The following is an 18,436-nucleotide window of genomic DNA, read 5'->3' as shown; positions in this document are numbered from 1 at the left end:
GAAAGGCGGACACATCCTGTTGGCGCGGGGAATTGCCGCTGGTATTGACGGAAGCGATGGTTCAAGAAGGGATCACAGACATGTGATCGCCTCTTAATGTCCTCCATCCGTCCGCTGATCCCGCTCCTCATCGCCGCAGGCATCCTGCTCGGCGGCAATGGGCTGCAAAGCACGCTGATCGCGCTGCGCGGCGCGCAGGAAGGTTTTTCGGCTTCCGACATCGGCCTGATGGGCACGTTCTATTTCGCCGGCTTCCTGCTCGGCTGCCTGGCCGTCACCCGCATCCTGAAGGCGGTCGGCCATGTCAGGACCTTCTCGGCACTGGCCGCGGCCGCCTCGGCCGGCACATTGCTCCTGGTTCTGGTCATCGACCCGGTGATGTGGTGCGCGGTGCGTTTTGCCGGCGGTTTCTGCTTCGCCGGCCTGTTCACGGTGATGGAGGCCTGGCTCAACTCCGGGGTCAGCAACAAGGACCGCGCCCGCGTGCTTGCCATCTACCGCATGGTCGACATCGGCTCGGTCACCGGCGCGCAGTTCCTCATCCCGATCTTCGGAGCAGGCGGCTTCGCCATATTCGCCATCATGTCGATGATGATCACGCTGTCGCTGGTGCCGGTATCGCTGGGCGATCGCTCCAACCCGACGCCGCCGGAAGACGTCAAGCTCGACCTGGCGCGGGTCTGGCGCATCTCGCCGCTCGGCTGTTTCGGCTGCATCGCCGTCGGCGTCACCAACAGCGCGTTCCGCACGCTGTCGCCGGTCTATGCCGAGCAGATCGGCATGTCTGTCGCCGATGTCGTAACCTTCGTCAGCGTCGGTATCTTCGGCGGCGCACTCATCCAATACCCGCTAGGCTATCTCTCCGATCGCTGGGACCGGCGCTCGGTGCTGCTGGCGACGACATGCTGCGCCATGCTGGCAGCGCTGGCGCTTGCGTTCGTGGCGGGAGCCGACCCGTTTCTCAACTTCCTCATCATTTTCATCTTCGGCTGTTTCGCCATGCCGCTCTACTCGCTGTCGGCGGCGCACTCCAACGACCGCGCCGGCGCGGGCGAGTTCGTTCTGATCAACGCCGCCTTGATGCTGTTTTATTCCTTCGGCGCCATTGGCGGCCCTTTCGCCGCATCGACGGCGATGCAGTATTTTGGCCCAAGCGCGCTGTTCGTGTTCAGCGCGCTGGTCTATGCAATCTTCATCGCCGTCATCCTCTATCGGATGCGGGCACGATCGGGCGTGCCGGCTGGCAAGCGCAGCCGCTTCACCGCGCTGTTGCGCACCTCGACGGTTTTCGCCCGGCTGGCGAGAAGAAACGGCGATCCGGACGGGCCGGACGGGCCGTGATGCGAGCGCCAACGCTTGACGAAAGCCTTCCCGGCTGAAATCTAGGAAGACCCTACTCCTGCCAAAAGCGATTTGATGCACGTCATCACCACCCAAAAAGAACTCGAGACCGTTCTCGCCGCTTTCGAAAAATCGGATTTCGTCACCGTCGACACCGAATTCATCCGGGAAACGACCTTCTGGCCGATCCTGTGCCTGATCCAGATGGCGGCGCCCGGAATAACGGCGCTGATCGATCCGCTGTCGCCAGACATCGACCTGAAGCCGTTTTTCAGGCTGATGGCCAATGAATCTGTCGTCAAAGTCTTCCATGCCGCGCGGCAGGACATCGAAATCATCGTCCATCTGGGCGATCTCGTTCCCCATCCGGTGTTCGATACCCAGGTTGCGGCGATGGTCTGCGGGTTCGGCGACAGCGTTTCCTACGATCAGCTCGTGCAGCGCGTCACCGGCGCGCGGCTCGACAAGTCCTCGCGCTTCACCGACTGGCGCCACCGGCCGCTGTCCGAAAAGCAGCTCGACTATGCGCTTGCCGACGTCACCCATCTTATCGAGGTCTACCAGCATCTCAGCGCCGAACTGGAGCGGGAGAACCGCGCCCACTGGCTGAACGAGGAGATGGACGTCCTGACCTCGCGCGAAACCTACGATCCGCACCCCGAGGATGCCTGGAAGCGGCTGAAGATGCGGCTGCGCAAGCCGCAGGAGCTGGCGATCGTGCAGGCCGTGGCGGCATGGCGCGAGCGCGAGGCGCGCGAACGCGACGTACCCCGCGGCCGCGTGCTCAAGGACGACGCCATCTACGAGGTGGCGCAGCAGGCGCCGCGCGACGCGGCCGCGCTGGCCAAGCTGCGCACGATACCGAAGGGCTGGGAGCGCTCCTCGACCGCGGCGGCGCTGCTAGGCGCGGTCAACACCGCACTAGCTCTGCCCAAGGAGCAATTGCCGAAGCTGCCAAAGAGTTTTCAGCCGCCCGAGGGATCGAGCGCCGCCGCGGAGCTGTTGAAGGTGCTGCTCAGGATCGTGGCCGAAAAGCAAGGCGTCGCATCGAAGGTCCTGGCTTCCAGCGACGACATCGACCGCATCGCTGCCGAAGGCGAAGCCGCCGACGTGCCGGCGCTGCAGGGCTGGCGCCGCGCCGTTTTCGGCGAGGCGGCGCTGAAGCTGGTGCGCGGCGAGGTCGGCATCAAGTTCGACAAGCGCAAAATAGCGGTGTTCGATTTGTAGGCGGAGCGCCCCAACGAAGGGGAGTACTGCTCAAACCACCCGGAGCAGGTGCAGCGCGAGCCAGATCCAGCCCAGCAAAAGAATCACTGCCCCCAGGGAGAAAGACCGGCTGCGCAGGAGCAGATTGTTGCTGGTCAGGTGAACCCAGGCATGAAAATAGCGGGTCGCGACAAAGATCCACATCAGGGCCAAGGTCAGATAGTTGACGCCGTTGGTCAGGTGCAACATCAGGCACAGCACATAGAAAAGCACCGGCAGTTCGAACTGGTTGCTGAGGTTGCTGGCAACTGTCACGCAGGAGGCCGGCTCGGTCGAGCGCGCCTTGTACTGGCTGACTTTGGCTTCGCCCGATTGGATGGCGACATACCTGCGCCGGGCCATGGCGCCATAGACGATGTAGACCAGCAACACGTGCGCCAGAACAGGCCAGAAAATCGATGTCTGGTTCATGAACCCTCCCCGCCCGGTGCCGGGTCAGATCAATTCTGTTTCTGACCCGCCAGCCAGAAGACGGCGATGACGATCACCGGAATTGCGAGCAGCGCGAATTTGGTGACGATCAGCGCCGAGGCGAGACCCAGGGAATCGGGATTGGCCGACAGGAAATCCGACAGAAGGCGGGCCACGGCGATGTTCTGGGCGTAGTTGGCGATCGTGTAGGGCAGCACCAGGATCAGTGCGAAGATCGATTGCATCTGGCCCGGAAGCACGCGGAAATTCCTCAACCGCCTTCCCGTTGCCAGGATCAGGCTGACCAGCGTCACCGACAACAGCGCGGGGAACAGGAGATCGAAGGTCAGATAGTGCCAGACCAGGATGATCTCGCCGCCGCGCCGGCCGAGCGCCGTCAGCCAGGCCATGCCTTCGTCCGGCGTGAAGCCAAAAACGCGCATGTCGAGCGACGGCAAACCGCCGCTCAACTGGCGGAAATAGAAGAACTCCATGAGTGTCATGGCGATGAAAACCGCCACCGATGCGGTGCAAAGGGCGGCAGCGTGGCGCGATAGCCGCAAGATGGTCGCGGCCAAATTGCGCCAGAACGTGTACTGGTCGGGCCGATCAGGCTCCGCCGGGATAGTTGGGGCTTTCGCGGGTGATCGTGACGTCATGGGCGTGGCTTTCACGAAGTCCGGCGTTGGATATGCGCACAAAGGTGGCGCGTTCGCGGAAATCGGCAAGGTCGCGGCCACCAACATAACCCATAGCGGCTTTCAGGCCGCCTGCAAGCTGGTGCAGCACGCCAGACACAGGTCCTTTGTAGGGAACCTGCCCCTCGATGCCTTCCGGCACCAGTTTCAGCGTGTCGCGAACCTCCGCCTGGAAGTATCGGTCGGCCGAGCCGCGCGCCATGGCGCCGACCGAACCCATGCCGCGATAGGCCTTGAACGAGCGGCCCTGGTGCAGATAGACCTCGCCCGGGCTTTCGTCAGTGCCGGCAAGCAGCGAGCCGATCATGGCGGCACTGGCGCCGGCGGCAAGCGCCTTGGCCAGATCGCCGGAATATTTGATGCCGCCATCGGCGATCACCGAGGCGCCCGATTTGTGCGCAGTTTCCACCGCCGACATGATGGCCGACAGCTGCGGCACGCCGACGCCGGCGACGATGCGGGTGGTGCAGATGGAGCCGGGGCCGATGCCGACCTTGACGGCATCGGCGCCGGCATCGATCAGCGCCTGGGTGCCCTCGGCGGTGGCGACGTTGCCGGCCAGGATGCGCACCGAATTGGAGAGTTTTTTCGCCCGCGTGACGGCATCGAGGACACGCTGCGAATGGCCATGCGCGGTGTCGATGACCAGAAGGTCGACGCCCGCCTCGATCAGGCGCTCGGCGCGCTCGAAACCGTCGTCGCCGACGCTGGTGGCGGCCGCGGCGCGCAGACGCCCCTGCGCGTCCTTGGTGGCGTGCGGGTTGAGCTGCGATTTCTCGATGTCCTTGACGGTGATCAGGCCGACGCAATTGCCTTGCTTGTCGACGACGACGAGCTTTTCGATGCGGTGCTGATGCAGAAGCCGCTTGGCCTCGTCCTGGTCGACATTCTCCTTGACCGTGATCAGGTTCTCACGGGTCATCAATTCATAGACTTTCTGCGCCGGATCGGAGGCGAAGCGCACGTCGCGATTGGTCAGGATGCCGACCAGCCGGCCGCTCTTGTGGCCGCCGGAGCCGCCATTCTCGACCACCGGAATACCCGAGATCGAGTAGGTGCGCATCAGCGACAACGCGTCGGCCAGCGTCGCGTCGGGACCGATGGTGACCGGGTTGACCACCATGCCGGATTCGAATTTCTTCACCTGCCGCACCTGCTCGGCCTGCTCGGCCGGCGAGAAATTGCGGTGGATGACGCCGATGCCGCCGGCCTGCGCCATGGCGATGGCAAGCCTTGCCTCCGTGACGGTATCCATGGCCGCCGACAGGATCGGCACGTTGAGGTCGATGTCGCCGGCAATCCGGGTGCGGATGTCGGTCTGGCCGGGCATGACTTCGGAATGGCCGGGCTGCAAAAGCACGTCGTCAAAGGTCAGCGCCAGCGCGCCGGTGGACGTTTCGATGATTTTTGCCATGGCCAGCCCTTTGAATGCGGGAAAAGCGCTGGACCGGGATGGACAGCGCGACTCTCTTCTTCCCTTTCAGGATTGGCGGTGGCTGGTACCACGTCCCGGCACGGAAGAAAAGCCGATCGTTGCGGACGCTTCAGCTTCTATTGCGAACCAAGGAAAGCATCCAGCAAAGCGTGACGCGGCGATGCAAAGGGGTTGACGACGGTTACACCGCCCCAGGTGAAGCCGTCCTGCAGGTCTTCCGACAGAAGCAGCCGGCAACCCGTTTGGGATGCAGCCGAAAGAATGACGGCATCCCAGATGCCGAAGCGATGGTCCGCCGCAAGATCGACAGCCATCGTCATCACCTCCGGCGTCGTCCCGGCAACCGGGAACGCGTCGCGCCAGCTAAGCAGCGCATCCCGAGCCTCCTGGCGCGACCTTCCGGCTTTGCGGACGAGGACATTGAACAGTTCACCCAGCACCTGAACCGGAACAATGGCAGCGTCTTGTGGAACCTTGCGCAGCAGTTCGAGAACGTGGTCGCGTTTGGCTACGTTGTTAACGCCCTCTGCGTAGGCAAGAATGTTGGTGTCGAGCGCGACCCTCACAGGTCATCCTCGTAGAGCTCATCGCGGGTCCAGCGTCCTGCATCGGCAACCGGCTGCCGTTCGAGTCGCGACAGCAATGCCGCGCGCGAGCGGGAGGCCACACCCTCGTGCCTCTCCGCAGGCACGATCCGTGCCACCGGCCGACCATGGCTTGTCACGACGTAGCTCTGGCCCTCGCGTACCTCACGCAGGATGCGAGAAAATCTGCGATTGGCATCGGCTGCCGAAACGGCCTCTTCCATGATCATAACGTCCTGTAGTTATTTTCACTACAATAGGGATAGTGTCCGCTTTTTGCAAGCAATCGCGTATCGCAGCCGCCACCGGAGGTTGCGGTCGCATAAAAGTGACAGCAATTTAACACGACATTGGTGTCCAGCCGTGATAACCGCGCTGCCTGCCGGCAAACTCCCGGTCGGCAACATCTGGAATCAAGCCCGGACGCGTTCCTTTGAACCGAACCATTCCGCTCATATTGGCGGTCGCTCTTTTCATGGAAAACATGGATTCGACCGTCATCGCCACATCGCTGCCGGCGATCGCCCTCGACATCCACACCAGCCCGATCGCGCTCAAGCTGGCGTTGACCTCCTATCTTGTGTCGCTGGCGATCTTCATTCCCATCAGCGGCTGGATGGCGGATCGCTTCGGCGCCAAGAACGTTTTCCGCGCCGCGATCGCGGTGTTCATCGTCGGTTCGGTCGCCTGCGCCGTTTCGGGCTCGCTGCCTGCCTTCGTGGTGTCGCGCTTCCTGCAAGGCATAGGCGGCGCCATGATGACGCCGGTCGGGCGCCTGGTGCTGGTGCGCGCCACGCCCAAGAGCGAACTTGTCGCGGCGATGTCCTGGCTGACCGTGCCGGCATTGGTGGGCCCGCTGGTCGGACCGCCGATCGGCGGCTTCATCACCACCTACTTCACCTGGCACTGGATCTTCCTGATCAATGTGCCGATCGGCCTGATCGGCATCTGGCTGGCCACCCGCTTCCTGCCGGAAACCGAATCGATGGAGACGCCGCCGCTCGATTTCGTCGGCTTCGTGCTGAGCGGGCTGGCGGCGTCCGGCGTCGTGTTCGGCCTGTCAGTGATCAGCTTGCCCTATCTGCCGCCGGCGACCGGCTTCATCACCGTGGGCGTCGGGCTGGTGTCGGGCGCTCTCTACCTCATGCATGCGCGCCGTGCCAGGAACCCCCTGCTGGCGCTCGACTTGTTCCGCAACCAGGTATTCCGCTCCTCCGTGCTTGGCGGCGGACTTTTCCGCATCGGCATCGGCGCCGTGCCGTTCCTGCTGCCGCTGATGTTCCAGATCGGTTTCGGGCTGACGCCGTTCCAGTCCGGCATGATTACCTTCGTCTCCGCGATCGGCGCCATCGGCATGAAATTCGTCACAGCGCTGATCTTCCGCGTCGTCGGCTTTCGTCGCGTGCTGATCGTCGGCTCGCTGGTGGCCGCCGCGTCGATCGCCGTCAACGGCCTGTTCACGCCCGATACGCCCTATCTCTTGATGCTGGCCATGCTGCTGGTGGGCGGCTTCATCCGCTCGATGTTCTTTACCGGCATCAACGCCCTCGCCTACGCCGAGGTTTCAGCCGAGGACACGAGCAAGGCAACACCGATCGCCGCCGTGTTCCAGCAACTGTCGATCGCGCTGGGCGTGGCGGTTGCCGGCGGCATCCTGGAAGTATCGACGGGTATCCACGGCGGCCCGTTGACATTGCCGGACTTCCATACCGCCTTCTTCATCGTCGCGGCAATTTCCGCCGCCGCATCGCTGTCGTTCATGCGGCTGGCGCCCGATGCCGGCAACGCCGTATCGGGCCACGGCCGCCTGACCATGCCCAAGCCGCTGGAACCGGTGAGGTCGCCGGGGGAGTGAGACGGTTCAGCCGTCGCCGTCCGCCGGCCCTTCGCCATGGCTCCGTGCGCTCAAGTTCTTCGAGACATTCACTGGACGTTCCGATCCGCCTGATGGCGGACCGGATTCTCGCCCTTTGAAATCCTTCGCCAGTAGATACAGCTCCACCGACTCATCGCGCGACGCAGGCGGCTTGACGTGGTGGACGGACCGGAAATTCTTCTTCAGCATCGAGAGCAGCTCGTTTTCGGCGCCGCCCTGGAACGTCTTGGCCAGGAAGTGGCCGCCCGGCTTCAGCACCGACAGCGCGAAATCGGCGGCCACCTCGCACAGATGCATGGTGCGGATGTGGTCGGTCCGCTTGTGGCCGGTGGTGGGCGCCGCCATGTCGGACAGCACGACATCGGGATCGCCGCCAAGCGCCTCGGCCAGCTTCCGCGGCGCCTCGGGATCGAGGAAATCCATCAACAGCACCGGCGCGCCGGGCACCGCATCCATCTCGAGATAGTCGATGCCTACGACATGCGGATTTTCCGCGGTCGATTTGGTCCGCGCGGCCGCGACCTGGCACCAGCCGCCGGGGGCCGCACCGAGGTCGATCACCTTCATGCCGGGTTTCAGCAGATGGTGCTTGTCGTCGATCTCGATCAGCTTGTAGGCCGCGCGCGAGCGGTAGCCGTCAGCCTTGGAGCGCTGGACGTAGGGATCGTTGATGTGGCGCTGCAGCCAGCGGCGCGACGATTCCTTCAGCCCGCTTTTCTTCTTGATCCGCGTCTTCAGCACGCGAATGCCGGCCGAGCCCGGCTTTTCCGGTTTCTTGGTCATTGGTTGACTTCTTGTCCAAGTTTTCTCGCTTGCCGGGTTGTGGCCGTTTTTCGGCGGCAGCGCGTTTGGCAAACGGCTTCCCCCACTCCGTCGCTGCTTCGCAGCGCCACCTCTCCCCCCTCCGGAGGGAGAGGAAGGGCGCCAAGATTGGCTAGCTCGCGCCATTCCTCTCCCCCGTCGATCAGGGGAGAGGTGTCGAGCGAAGCTCGACGGAGTGGGGGTCGACTGCTCACCGGAGCAACGCTTGCGCCAGCTTGCCCGAGCGTGACTTCTGGACAAACGGAGCCGTTTGTCCGCGAAAACCCGTCGCCACTTTTCGCTGACGCGGTCCTGCGGTTGGGGATCATGCTCTGCCGCGCCCATCGTTGCGCCAGACGCCGTCATCGGCCATCAGCTCGCTCAATATGCCCTCGCGCAAGCCACGGTCGGCAACGCGCAGCCGTTCCGACGGCCACACAGCGCGGATCGCTTCCAGGATGGCGCAGCCGGCCAGCACCAGGTCGGCGCGGTCCGCGCCGATGCAGGGATTGGCGACACGCTGCTGGAAATCCCAGCCGACAAGTTTTTCCACCATGCGGTCGACGCTGTCCCTGTCCATCCACAGGCCGTCGACGCGGCGGCGGTCGTAGCGCTCGAGATCGAGATGGACGCCGGCCAGCGTCGTCACCGTTCCGGAAGTGCCCAGCAGATGAAATTTCGGGCTGGCCTTGAGGTGGCTAAGCCGATCGCGGCCATCGAAGGCGGCGAGCCGGGCGGCGACGTCGTCGACCATGGCGCCAAAAATCTCGCGCGTCACCGTGCGGCCGCCGAAACGCTCGGCCAGCGAGACGACGCCGACCGGCAGCGACGTCCACGACACGATATGGTTGGCGAGTCGCGGTGAGCGGCGGCCGGTGAGATCGATCAGCGCGATTTCGGAGGAGCCGCCGCCGATGTCGAACAGCACGACGCCCTGCGTGTCGCGCTCGACCAGCGAACCGCAGCCGGACACCGCTAGCCGCGCTTCGGTCTGTCGGTCGATGATTTCGAGCTTGAGGCCAGCCTCGCGCTCGACGCGCTCCAGGAACTCGACGCCGTTCGCCGCCGAGCGGCAGGCTTCGGTGGCGATCAGCCGCGCCTTCCTGATCTTGCGGTTGCGCAGTTTCTCGCCGCAGACCTTCAGGGCCTCGACCGCGCGGTCCATCGCCGGTTGGCCGAGGCGGCCGCTGGTCGTGAGCCCCTCGCCCAGTCGCACGATGCGCGAAAAGGCGTCGATGACACGAAACTGGCCATGACGCGCCGGTACGGCGACCAGCAGCCGGCAATTGTTGGTGCCGAGATCGAGCGCGGCAAATACCGGCAATTCCGGCATCGTCGGGCGACGGGCCCCCGGTTCGGGCCGAGCCACCGCGATGGGCGGTGTGGCTATGCCTGCAAGCGCCGCGCCAGCCGCGGCGGCGCGTGGCGCCGGCGCCCCATTCGCCGCGGGACGGATATCGTCGCGCGCAAAAACCTTGCGCCCGCGCCGGCGTTTGCGCCTTTTCTTGGCCTTGCCCTTTTGGTGGTGGTTTGCGTCGCTCGCCTGCCCGTCGGCGGAGCGTGGCTCCGTCGGGCGGCGTTGCTGCCATTTGGCGGTCCCCAGGCCTGCCGGCCCCGGGGAAGCGCTGGACGCGCCCACCTCCGGCGCGCCGGCGCCGGTGTCGCGGTCTTCCACTGTCGTTCCTTCCGGCGCCGCGCGAACCGGCGAACGGACGCAGCAGGCGCTTCTTTGTTTCAAGTTGCCGCCAGACTAACAGCGCCGGCCCGGATCACCAAGTGCCGCGTGGCACGAATTTTGCCGGGCTGTCCGCAAACCGCCCGCTGCCGCGTCTTACGCAAAGTGGGGGTAAACAGCGACTTTCAGCACAAATGCGTGTGGGGACGGTCGCATGGCCGGGCCGATATTCCCGCTCGGCTGTCGATTTTCCGCCTCTCAACGACGATTACGATTGCGGCTTGCCATAGCGGCAAGGCCCGGCGGTTGAATAGCCGGCTTCGATGAGGCATCTCTGAAATGGAGGGGGCAGAGCGATCGGAATCGCTGACCGCTTTCCCGCGATGAAGCGAAGGCAACGGGCCCGCAACGCATGGCAGTCAGGCAATGAACTGGAGACGCTATTTCTGGCCGGTCGTCGGCGTCGGGGCGGTGATTTTCTCGCTCCTGCTGCTCTGGCACGAATTGCGCGGCATTTCGCTGGATGATGTCTGGGACGGTATTGCGGCGATCCCGGCCCGCGGCTGGATCCTCGCGGGGCTGAGCTCGGTTGTCGCCTATGCCTCGCTCGCCGGCTACGACCACATCGCGCTCCTGCATATCGGCAAACGCGTGTCGTGGCTGTTCGTCACGCTGTGCTCCTTCACCACCTACGCGCTGTCGCACAATATCGGCGGCTCGGTGTTTTCGGGCGCCGTCATCCGTTATCGCGCCTATGGCACGAGGGGATTGAGCGGACAGGACGTCGGCGTGCTGGTGGCGATCTGCTGGATTACCTTCGTGCTGTCGACGGTACTTGCCTCCGGCCTCGTTCTGGTGCTCGAACCGCAGATCATCGACCGCTTCTCCGGCATAGCCCATCACGGCCTGTCGCGGGCTGCGGGCATCGTCATGCTTGCCGTCGTCGCCGCCTATATCTTCGGCAGCTGGCTGCATCTGCGGCCGCTGAAGATCGGCAGCTTTCAGATTCACTATCCGGCCCTGCCGATCGTGGCGCGACAATTACTGATCGGCCCGATCGAACTCCTGGCGGCAGCCGCGATCATCTTCTTTGCCCTCCCCGGGACCCATAACCCCGGCTATTTCGTGGTGCTCGGCGTGTTCCTCGTCTCCTTCTCGATCGCGCAGATCTCGCACGCGCCGGGTGGGCTGGGCGTGTTCGAGGTGGTGTTCCTGGCCGGGCTCTCCGACATGGACCCCGTGGGCGTGCTGGCGGCCCTGCTGGTATTCCGGCTGTTTTATCTCATCGTCCCGCTGTTTCTGGGCCTGGGCATCGTGCTCTATTTCGAGCGCTCGCAGTTCGGGCGGACAGGCAATTGAAAAGCCGCGCCGAAACATCACAATTGAAACACCGGCAGGCTTGACTATTTTCTGCTGGCGGCTACAAGGCAGCGCTCACAGCGGTTCGCCCGCTCGGCCCGCGCGGTTTATGACCTCGCCTGCTGGGGAATAGGTTAACGGTAGACCCACGGACTCTGACTCCGTTAGTCCTGGTTCGAATCCAGGTTCCCCAGCCAGCTTCACTCCCACCGTCCGCACCAGACCAACCAGCCTGATCCGCCGTCTCGCGATCGAACAGGCAGCCCGATCATCACGGGTTGAAATATCGGGGCGGCCTCTTACCTCGGTGAAGGGCGGGCGAACAATCCAGCAGATCGGAGAGCGGTTTTGGCGTCTCGCGGGATTCGACTACCGGCTATCCTGTTTCTTCTCACCGGCACGGGCGCGCTCTGGTCCTGCGTCGTTCCCGACGATACGTCCAAGCTTGCGAAAGAGGATCCCACAACGGCTGCCGCCCAAAAGGAAATGGTCGGCCTCAGCGAAGCGGACCTGCGAATGTGCGCGGGGTTCCCCACCGCCACCGCCGACGAAGGAGCATCGGGGCAAATCTGGAGCTATGAGCGCGCGGTGCAGCGGGGCAATGTCAATGTCGTGCTTCCTACCTTCGCGGTGGGCCCTATCCCTTCCGTCGGCGGGTCGTTGAATGTCGCTCCGGGAGGTTATTGCAACACACAGGTGCGCATCGTCGATGGCCGTGTGGCGGAGGTCGCCTATGCGGGCGACAACAACCTTCCAAACCGCCGCGATGGGCTGTGTGTCAGCGCCGTCGACGCATGCCTCGTCTATGCGCGCAAACAAAACAAGGCCAGGTCCGGCAGTTAAGGGCGTTCGACACCGGTGCGGGTGAGCCCGGCGTTGCCATAGGCGCTGCACGGGCTGGTGGAATGCCTGACACGGCGCGGCGAGAGCGAGGCGTTGCCGGCGCTGCAAGCAAGGTTGGCCAAGACGGATGTACCAATCAGCTCGTCATGCCTGTGCAGGACGAGCGTGCAGCCGGCGCCGAGTTCTTGCCGTTAAGTCTATCATCACATGCATCCGCGCGACCGCCGGACGTCCCGATCCGTATTCCTCATACTGGCGGTCGGTGATCGCGGCTCAAATGCAGGGGGAATGGAACCAGATCGGCCCTGCAACGTCATAGAAGCAGGTGCTCATGCAGGAGTGTGACGTCGATGACCAGGCTCCTTCTCGTCGCGGCTGTCGTGCTCGCCATGGCATGTGACGTATCGGCGGCGGCAAAGCTGGACGTCGCAGCCGTCAACAACGCGCAATTCGACGACAGCGAAGCAAAAGGCGTCAGTGCGACCGTGCTGAAGGCACAGATCCTTCTGGATCGCGCGCGCTTCTCGCCGGGCCTGATCGACGGCCGCGCAGCAGAGAACTTCGCCAAGGCGGTCCGGGCGTTTCAGGCAGCCAACGGGCTGCCCGCCGATGGTAAGCTCACCCGCCAGACCTGGGACAAGCTGGTCGCGACCTCCCCGAGCCCGGCGCTCGAGACGTACGAGCTAACGGGTAAGGATGTGCGCGGACCGTTTACCAGGCGAATTCCGGCGCGCATGGAGAAAATGGCCCGCCTGCGCAGGCTCGGCTACCACAACGCGGCGGAAAAAATAGCGGAGCGCTTCCACGTCAGCCAACAGTTGCTTCAACGGCTCAACCCTGGCGTCGGCTTCAGGAAGGCCGGGCAAAAGGTGCTGGTGCCTGCCGTCACCCGAGGCGATCCGCCCGCGGGTGTTGCTGAGGTCGAGGTCGACAAGGGCGCGCGCCAGCTTCGCGTGCTCGACCCGTCCGGCAAAGTGCTTGCGGTGTACCCCGCCTCGATCGGCAGCCAGGAGAAGCCGGCGCCGAGCGGCCAGGCAGAGGTCAAACGCGTGGTGCACAACCCCACCTATCACTACGATCCCGACTTCGCCTTCAAGGGAGTCAGGACCAAACGCCCCTTCAAGATCGCCGCCGGGCCAAACAATCCGGTGGGATCGGTCTGGATCGATTTGTCCATCGAAAGTTACGGCATTCACGGGACTCCGGACCCGAGCAAGATCGGGAAAACCTTCTCGCATGGCTGCATCAGGCTGACCAATTGGGACGCCGAAGACCTCGCCTCCGAAGTGCACGAGGGCACGAAGGTCATCTTCACCGGCGAAGCGGTGGGATCGATCGACCAGGGATCGCCGTAGAGGCAACCGGGGGACTCACTTTCACTTGGCTGCTGCCATTGAGGCGCCGCCGGCCTTGCCGTCAGCCGGCCGGCGCCTCGATTCACGGCGAAATCACCCCAGCCACTTCTCATAATCGGACACCAGCAGGTGCAGCGGGGCGACGTCCTCGTCGATGTTGGAGAAGCGACCGATCGGCTCGCGAAATACATTGTCGGTGAGATCGTCATTGACGGTCGACACCTCGCCGATCAGTACGTCCTTGCCTTCGGCCCAGAAGGCATGCCAGACGCCGGGCAGCAGCGTGACGCTCTGGCCCGGATCAAGCTTCAGCAGCCCGCCCGCCGGCAACCGGTGGATGGTGCCGTCGACAGGCACCGACACCTCGGCCTTGGGATCGATGCCGCCGTCGCGATCGTGCATGAACAGTTCCAGCACCAGCTTGCCGCCGCCACGGTTGATGATGTCCTCGGCCTTGATGTTGTGGCGGTGCATTGGCGAGAGCTGGTCCTTGCGCGAGATCATGATCTTCTCGGCATAGAGCATGCCCATGCCTTTCTTCATGTCCTCGTAGCGGCCGTTGCGCACTGTGAACAGGAACAGGCCAAGCTCCTTGAATTTTTCCTGGCCGTAATCGGTGATGTCCCAGCCGAGCCGCGAGGTGAAGATGGCCGAAGAATCGACCTGGCGCGCCTTCATCTCTTCCGGCGACCAGTAGGCGAAGGGCGGCATGATGTAACCGAACGAGCGGATGAAAGCGTCGGCTTCGCGGATGATGTCGTTGATGGCGGAGCGTTTCATGATCGTGGTCCTCGTGTCGACTTTTCCGACAAATCGCATAGCCGAACGACGATGCGGTGTCGATCCGTATTGCCTCGCCCCGGCTTGCAGCGCGGACGCATGGAACCACGGATCCGCTCGGCTGGCCGCGTGACATAAGGCGCTTTCAGGGCCATAACCCCTGCGGATTCCACAGGGTGACAGATGATGCCGACCATTCACGACCTCGATACGCCATCGATCCTGATCGACGCCGCGCGCGCCGAAGCCAATATTGCCCGCGCGCAGGCGCATGCCGACCGCCACGGGTTGAAGCTCAGGCCGCACATCAAGACGCATAAGCTGCCCTATTGGGCGAAGAAGCAGGTGGCGGCGGGCGCGGTCGGCATCACCTGCCAGAAGATCGGCGAGGCCGAGGTGATGGCCGATGCCGGGCTGACCGACATTTTTCTCCCCTACAACATCCTTGGCCGCGCCAAGCTGGAGCGGCTGAAGGCGCTGCATGGGCGCGTCACCCTGTCGGTGACGGCGGACAGCATGGAGACGATCGACGGACTGGCCGCCACCTTCACCGATGCCGGCCATCCCCTGCCGGTGCTGGTCGAATGCGACACTGGCATGGGGCGCTGCGGCGTGCAGACGGCCGGTGAAGCGGTTGGCCTGGCAAGACAGATCGAGACGGCAAAGGGCCTCGCCTTCGGCGGGCTGATGACCTATCCGGCCGCGGGCCGTGCGGGGGAGGCCGAGGCCTGGCTCGCCGGCGCCAGGCAGGCGCTGGCCGCCTGCGGTCTCGCCTGCGCGCGCATCTCCAGCGGCGGCACGCCCGACATGTGGCGCTCCGGCGAAGACAGCGTCGTCACGGAATACCGCCCCGGCACCTACATCTATCTCGACCGCTACCAGGTCGCCAAGGGCGTCGGCAGCCTCGACGATTGCGCGCTGAGCGTGCTGTCGACCGTGGTCAGCCATCCGACGCGGACGCGTGCCATCCTCGACGCCGGCAGCAAGGCGCTGTCGAGCGATACGCTGGGGCTCGCCGATTTCGGCGAGCTGCTCGGCGTTGCGGGAGCGCGGGTGACGGGCCTGAGCGAGGAACACGGCACGGTCACGCTCTCAGGCGATGGCAAGCTTCGCATCGGCGAGCGCGTGCGCGTGGTGCCCGACCATTGCTGCGTCGTCACCAACCTGTTCAATGAGGTCAATTTGATCGACGGCGAGACGGTGCTGGAAACCCTGCCGGTGGCCGCACGTGGGCGGATGGGATGACTTCTTTGGCCAGGCGCGGGTGATTCAAGCCGGCTGACGCTCAGCCTGCCGGGCCGCGACCCTGCGCATCGCAATCACCCGCCGCCGGTGGATTTCGGTACGCATCGCCATCAGGTGCAGCGCGAAGAACAGCACCGTGAAGCCGATGGCCATCACCAGCAGCGGCCACAGCATCGAGGGGTCGATGGTCGAGCCGCCCATGCGGAATACCGAGGCCGGCTGGTGCAGCGTGTTCCACCAATCGACCGAGAATTTTATGATCGGGATGTTGATGAAGCCGACCAGCGTGATGATGGCGGCGGCCCAGGCGGCGCGGCCGGCGTCATCGAGCGCGCGGGTCAGCGCGATAATGCCGAGATACATCAGGAAGAGCACGAAAACCGAAGTCAGCCGCGCGTCCCATACCCACCAGGTGCCCCACATCGGCTTGCCCCAGATCGAACCGGTGATCAGCGCCAGCGCGGTGAAGACGGCACCTATGGGGGCCGCCGATTTCAGCGCGACATCGGCCAGCGGATGGCGCCAGACCAATGTGCCGAGCGCCGAGAGCGCCATCAGCGTGTAGCACATCATGGCCAACCAGGCGAAAGGCACATGGATGTACATGATGCGGACGGTGATGCCTTGCTGGAAGTCCTCGGGCGCGGTGAAGCTCATATAGAGCCCGGCGGCAAGGGTCAGCGCCGCAATCGTCGCCAGCCACGGCACCACCCGGTCGGCAAGCGCCACGAACCGTGTCGGGTTGGCAAGATCGGTCCAGCCGCTCAGGCGTGAAGTGCTGTCGCTCATGCCGCTTTAAATAGCCCGGCTATGCGTCTGGGGCAATCGAGGGAGTGTCGCAGGCCTTGTCCCCTCCCCTTGGGGGGTTGCTGCGAAGCAGCGGGGTGAGGACGGCGGCGCTCCCCGACCGGACCTTCGGTCCGACCTCCCACGGGGGAGGTAAAAGAACCCGCTCAGGCGGCCTCGCCCTGTATCGAGCGGCTGAGGCGGCGGACCTCTTCGTCGTTGAGCAGGCCGCCGGCGCGCAGCAGGCTGGCGAAACGGCCGTTGCGCAGCGACAGCTCGGCGAAGCCGCCCATTTCGACCACCCTGCCCTTGTCCATGAACACGACCAGATCGGCGTCGCGGACGGTGGTCAGGCGGTGGGCGATGATGAAGGTGGTGCGGTCGCGGCGCAATTCGTCGATCGCTTCCTTGACGCGGTCTTCTGTCTCGACGTCGAGGGCGCTGGTCGCCTCATCCAGCACCAGGATCGGAGCATCCTTCAACACGGCGCGGGCAATGGCGATGCGCTGGCGCTCGCCGCCAGACAACTGGCCGCCGCGTTCGCCGACCACCGTGTCGTAGCCATTGCTCTTGGCCAGGATGAAGTCCTGTGCGGCAGCCGCGTCGGCGGCGGCATGGATCTCGTCGTTGGTCGCATCGGAGCGGCCGACGCGGATGTTTTCCTCGATCGAGCGGTTGAGCAGGCCCGCATCCTGGAACACGGTGGCGATCGAATGGCGCAGCGACTTGCGGGTCACGGTGCGGGTGTCGATGCCGTCGATCAGGATACGGCCGGTGGACGGCGAGAAGACGCGCTGCAACAGATTGATGAGCGTGGTCTTGCCGGCGCCGGTCGGCCCAACGATGGCTACGGTCTGGCCCGCCTGGACCTCGAAGGAGACGTCGTGGATGCCCTGCCCCGAATTGGCGAATTCGAAGCCGACATTCTCGAAGCGGACATGGCCGGTGACGTTAGTGAGATCGCGCAGCCCGTCCGGTTCGGCGGCATCGGCCGCCGAGTCCTCGAGATGGTAGAAATCCTCGAGCTTGGCGCGGGCCTCCGAAATCTGGTTGGCGAATGCCGACATCTGGTCGAGACGTGCGATCAGCAGCGTTGCAAAACCGGTGAAGGCGATGACGTCGCCGATGCGCAGCTGGCCGTGGGTGACCAGATAGGCGCCGATCAAAAGCACCACCATCATCGAAATCGTCGACGACAGGCGATGCAGCGCATTGGCCATGGCCCACCAGTCGAGCACAGGGTTCTGCGCATCGAGCAGGTTCTTGACGTAGCGGCGCAGCGTATCGGCCTCATGGCCGAGGCGGTTGTAGCTCTGCAAAACGGCGACGTTGCTGACCGAGTCCGTCACATGGGCGAATACGGTGTGATAGTGGCGCTCCACGGCGGCCTGGCCTGCCTTGGTCCGCTTCATCACCAGCCGGCCGATGCCGACATAGAGCACGCCGAGAGCCAGCAGCACCATCGACATGCGCACGTCCATGCTGAGCGCGGTCGGGATCAGCAGGAACAACGCGACGGCCGTGGACAGATGCTGGCGCATGAATTCGAGCCAGAGACTAAACAAGGTCTCCACGGCACGCAGCAGCGTGTGCAGGGAATTGGACGTGCCGCGCTGATGATGCCAGGCGAGCGGCATGGTGATGACGCGCTCGAAGGAGTCGCAGAGCACTTCGCTGCGCCGGGCGTGGGCGAAGCGGTCGGCGCCGCGCGCCACAAGAACGAACGCGATGATGTTGAAGGCGCCGAGGCCGGCCCAGAGGGCGAGCGTCGAAAAGACGGAGCCGTGTGCGGAAATCGCGTCGATCACGCGACCGAACATGATCGGCTCCAGGATGGCGATGATGGCCAGCGCGACATTGGCTGAGCAGATCAGCGCCACGCGTTTCCTGTCAGCTGCCAAATAACCGAGCGCTCGCCAGTAGATTTGCAGAAGGGACACTTCAGCTACTCCGCCAAAACATTTATTGTGCACCGCACCAT

17 protein-coding genes and 1 tRNA gene are annotated in these 18,436 nt (G+C 64.3%); 8 read left to right on the top strand and 10 right to left on the bottom strand.

From position 1 onward, the window contains the following. The first annotated feature begins 96 nt into the window (after positions 1 to 96). Together FJ867_RS08120 and rnd are read left to right on the top strand one after the other, a co-directional pair. A complete protein-coding gene (locus FJ867_RS08120; RefSeq protein WP_140494106.1) occupies positions 97 to 1,341 on the top strand; it encodes an MFS transporter in 1,245 nt (414 codons plus the stop codon). 75 nt (positions 1,342 to 1,416) lie between these two features. Beyond that, the gene (gene rnd, locus FJ867_RS08115; RefSeq protein WP_140817054.1) at positions 1,417 to 2,568 is read left to right on the top strand and encodes a ribonuclease D; all 1,152 of its coding nucleotides are present in this window, start codon (positions 1,417 to 1,419) and stop codon (positions 2,566 to 2,568) included. 30 nt (positions 2,569 to 2,598) lie between these two features. On the opposite strand, the gene FJ867_RS08110 is transcribed toward rnd, so the two are convergent. The 5 genes from FJ867_RS08110 to FJ867_RS08090 form a co-directional block, all read right to left on the bottom strand. After that, the gene (locus tag FJ867_RS08110) at positions 2,599 to 3,018 is read right to left on the bottom strand and encodes an MAPEG family protein (protein ID WP_140494110.1); all 420 of its coding nucleotides are present in this window, start codon (positions 3,016 to 3,018) and stop codon (positions 2,599 to 2,601) included. 29 nt (positions 3,019 to 3,047) lie between these two features. Then, the gene (locus FJ867_RS08105) at positions 3,048 to 3,521 is read right to left on the bottom strand and encodes a hypothetical protein (RefSeq protein ID WP_348641358.1); all 474 of its coding nucleotides are present in this window, start codon (positions 3,519 to 3,521) and stop codon (positions 3,048 to 3,050) included. A 106-nt stretch (positions 3,522 to 3,627) separates the two neighbouring features. Beyond that, positions 3,628 to 5,130: an IMP dehydrogenase gene (gene guaB / locus FJ867_RS08100; RefSeq protein ID WP_140494114.1), complete on the bottom strand. Its 1,503-nt coding sequence runs from the start codon at positions 5,128 to 5,130 to the stop codon at positions 3,628 to 3,630. A gap of 137 nt (positions 5,131 to 5,267) precedes the next feature. After that, positions 5,268 to 5,717, bottom strand: coding sequence for a PIN domain-containing protein (locus tag FJ867_RS08095; protein WP_140521747.1), 450 nt, complete (start codon positions 5,715 to 5,717; stop codon positions 5,268 to 5,270). Continuing rightward, entirely contained in the window at positions 5,714 to 5,959 is a 246-nt protein-coding gene (locus FJ867_RS08090; protein WP_140521745.1) for a type II toxin-antitoxin system prevent-host-death family antitoxin, read from the bottom strand. Before FJ867_RS08090 ends, FJ867_RS08095 begins: the two co-directional genes overlap by 4 nt. Positions 5,960 to 6,168: 209 nt before the next feature. Here FJ867_RS08090 and FJ867_RS08085 point away from each other — a divergent pair, with 209 nt between their 5' ends. Continuing rightward, on the top strand, positions 6,169 to 7,590 hold the full coding sequence (locus tag FJ867_RS08085; protein WP_140494120.1) for an MFS transporter: 1,422 nt from the start codon (positions 6,169 to 6,171) through the stop codon (positions 7,588 to 7,590). A gap of 6 nt (positions 7,591 to 7,596) precedes the next feature. On the opposite strand, the gene FJ867_RS08080 is transcribed toward FJ867_RS08085, so the two are convergent. Together FJ867_RS08080 and FJ867_RS08070 are read right to left on the bottom strand one after the other, a co-directional pair. After that, positions 7,597 to 8,394 (bottom strand): RlmE family RNA methyltransferase, encoded by a 798-nt coding sequence (locus FJ867_RS08080; RefSeq protein WP_140817052.1) that lies wholly within the window; start codon positions 8,392 to 8,394, stop codon positions 7,597 to 7,599. A gap of 343 nt (positions 8,395 to 8,737) precedes the next feature. After that, the gene (locus FJ867_RS08070) at positions 8,738 to 10,087 is read right to left on the bottom strand and encodes a Ppx/GppA phosphatase family protein (protein ID WP_140817050.1); all 1,350 of its coding nucleotides are present in this window, start codon (positions 10,085 to 10,087) and stop codon (positions 8,738 to 8,740) included. 426 nt (positions 10,088 to 10,513) lie between these two features. On the opposite strand from FJ867_RS08070, the gene FJ867_RS08065 reads away from it, so the two are divergent. From FJ867_RS08065 to FJ867_RS08050, 4 genes are all read left to right on the top strand, one after another. Beyond that, the gene (locus tag FJ867_RS08065) at positions 10,514 to 11,446 is read left to right on the top strand and encodes a lysylphosphatidylglycerol synthase domain-containing protein (protein ID WP_140494126.1); all 933 of its coding nucleotides are present in this window, start codon (positions 10,514 to 10,516) and stop codon (positions 11,444 to 11,446) included. Between the two features lie 123 nt (positions 11,447 to 11,569). Beyond that, positions 11,570 to 11,643, top strand: a tRNA-Gln gene (locus tag FJ867_RS08060). Positions 11,644 to 11,794: 151 nt separating this feature from the next. Next, entirely contained in the window at positions 11,795 to 12,289 is a 495-nt protein-coding gene (locus FJ867_RS08055; protein ID WP_246675025.1) for a hypothetical protein, read from the top strand. A 350-nt stretch (positions 12,290 to 12,639) separates the two neighbouring features. Further along, positions 12,640 to 13,644 carry a L,D-transpeptidase gene (locus tag FJ867_RS08050; protein WP_140817044.1) on the top strand — a complete coding sequence of 335 codons (1,005 nt, stop codon included), beginning with the start codon at positions 12,640 to 12,642 and terminating at the stop codon, positions 13,642 to 13,644. Positions 13,645 to 13,737: 93 nt separating this feature from the next. Here the strand turns inward: FJ867_RS08050 and FJ867_RS08045 are convergent, their stop codons facing one another. Further along, positions 13,738 to 14,424, bottom strand: a complete 687-nt coding sequence (locus FJ867_RS08045; RefSeq protein ID WP_140560557.1) for a D-lyxose/D-mannose family sugar isomerase — start codon at positions 14,422 to 14,424, stop codon at positions 13,738 to 13,740. A 186-nt stretch (positions 14,425 to 14,610) separates the two neighbouring features. Between FJ867_RS08045 and FJ867_RS08040 the strand changes: the two genes are divergently transcribed. Next, the gene (locus FJ867_RS08040) at positions 14,611 to 15,669 is read left to right on the top strand and encodes a D-TA family PLP-dependent enzyme (RefSeq protein WP_181168345.1); all 1,059 of its coding nucleotides are present in this window, start codon (positions 14,611 to 14,613) and stop codon (positions 15,667 to 15,669) included. 24 nt (positions 15,670 to 15,693) lie between these two features. On the opposite strand, the gene FJ867_RS08035 is transcribed toward FJ867_RS08040, so the two are convergent. Then, complete coding sequence (locus tag FJ867_RS08035; RefSeq protein ID WP_140557043.1) at positions 15,694 to 16,458, bottom strand: heme ABC transporter permease; 765 nt, start codon at positions 16,456 to 16,458, stop codon at positions 15,694 to 15,696. Between the two features lie 164 nt (positions 16,459 to 16,622). Then, on the bottom strand, positions 16,623 to 18,395 hold the full coding sequence (locus tag FJ867_RS08030; protein WP_140817041.1) for a glucan ABC transporter ATP-binding protein/ permease: 1,773 nt from the start codon (positions 18,393 to 18,395) through the stop codon (positions 16,623 to 16,625). Positions 18,396 to 18,436: the final 41 nt, after the last annotated feature.

Origin of the sequence: Mesorhizobium sp. B2-5-3 (genome assembly GCF_006441005.1) — a bacterium.
GTDB lineage: Bacteria > Pseudomonadota > Alphaproteobacteria > Rhizobiales > Rhizobiaceae > Mesorhizobium.
Note: the sequence above shows the minus strand (reverse complement) of the source record. Positions and strands in the feature narration are given on the sequence as shown.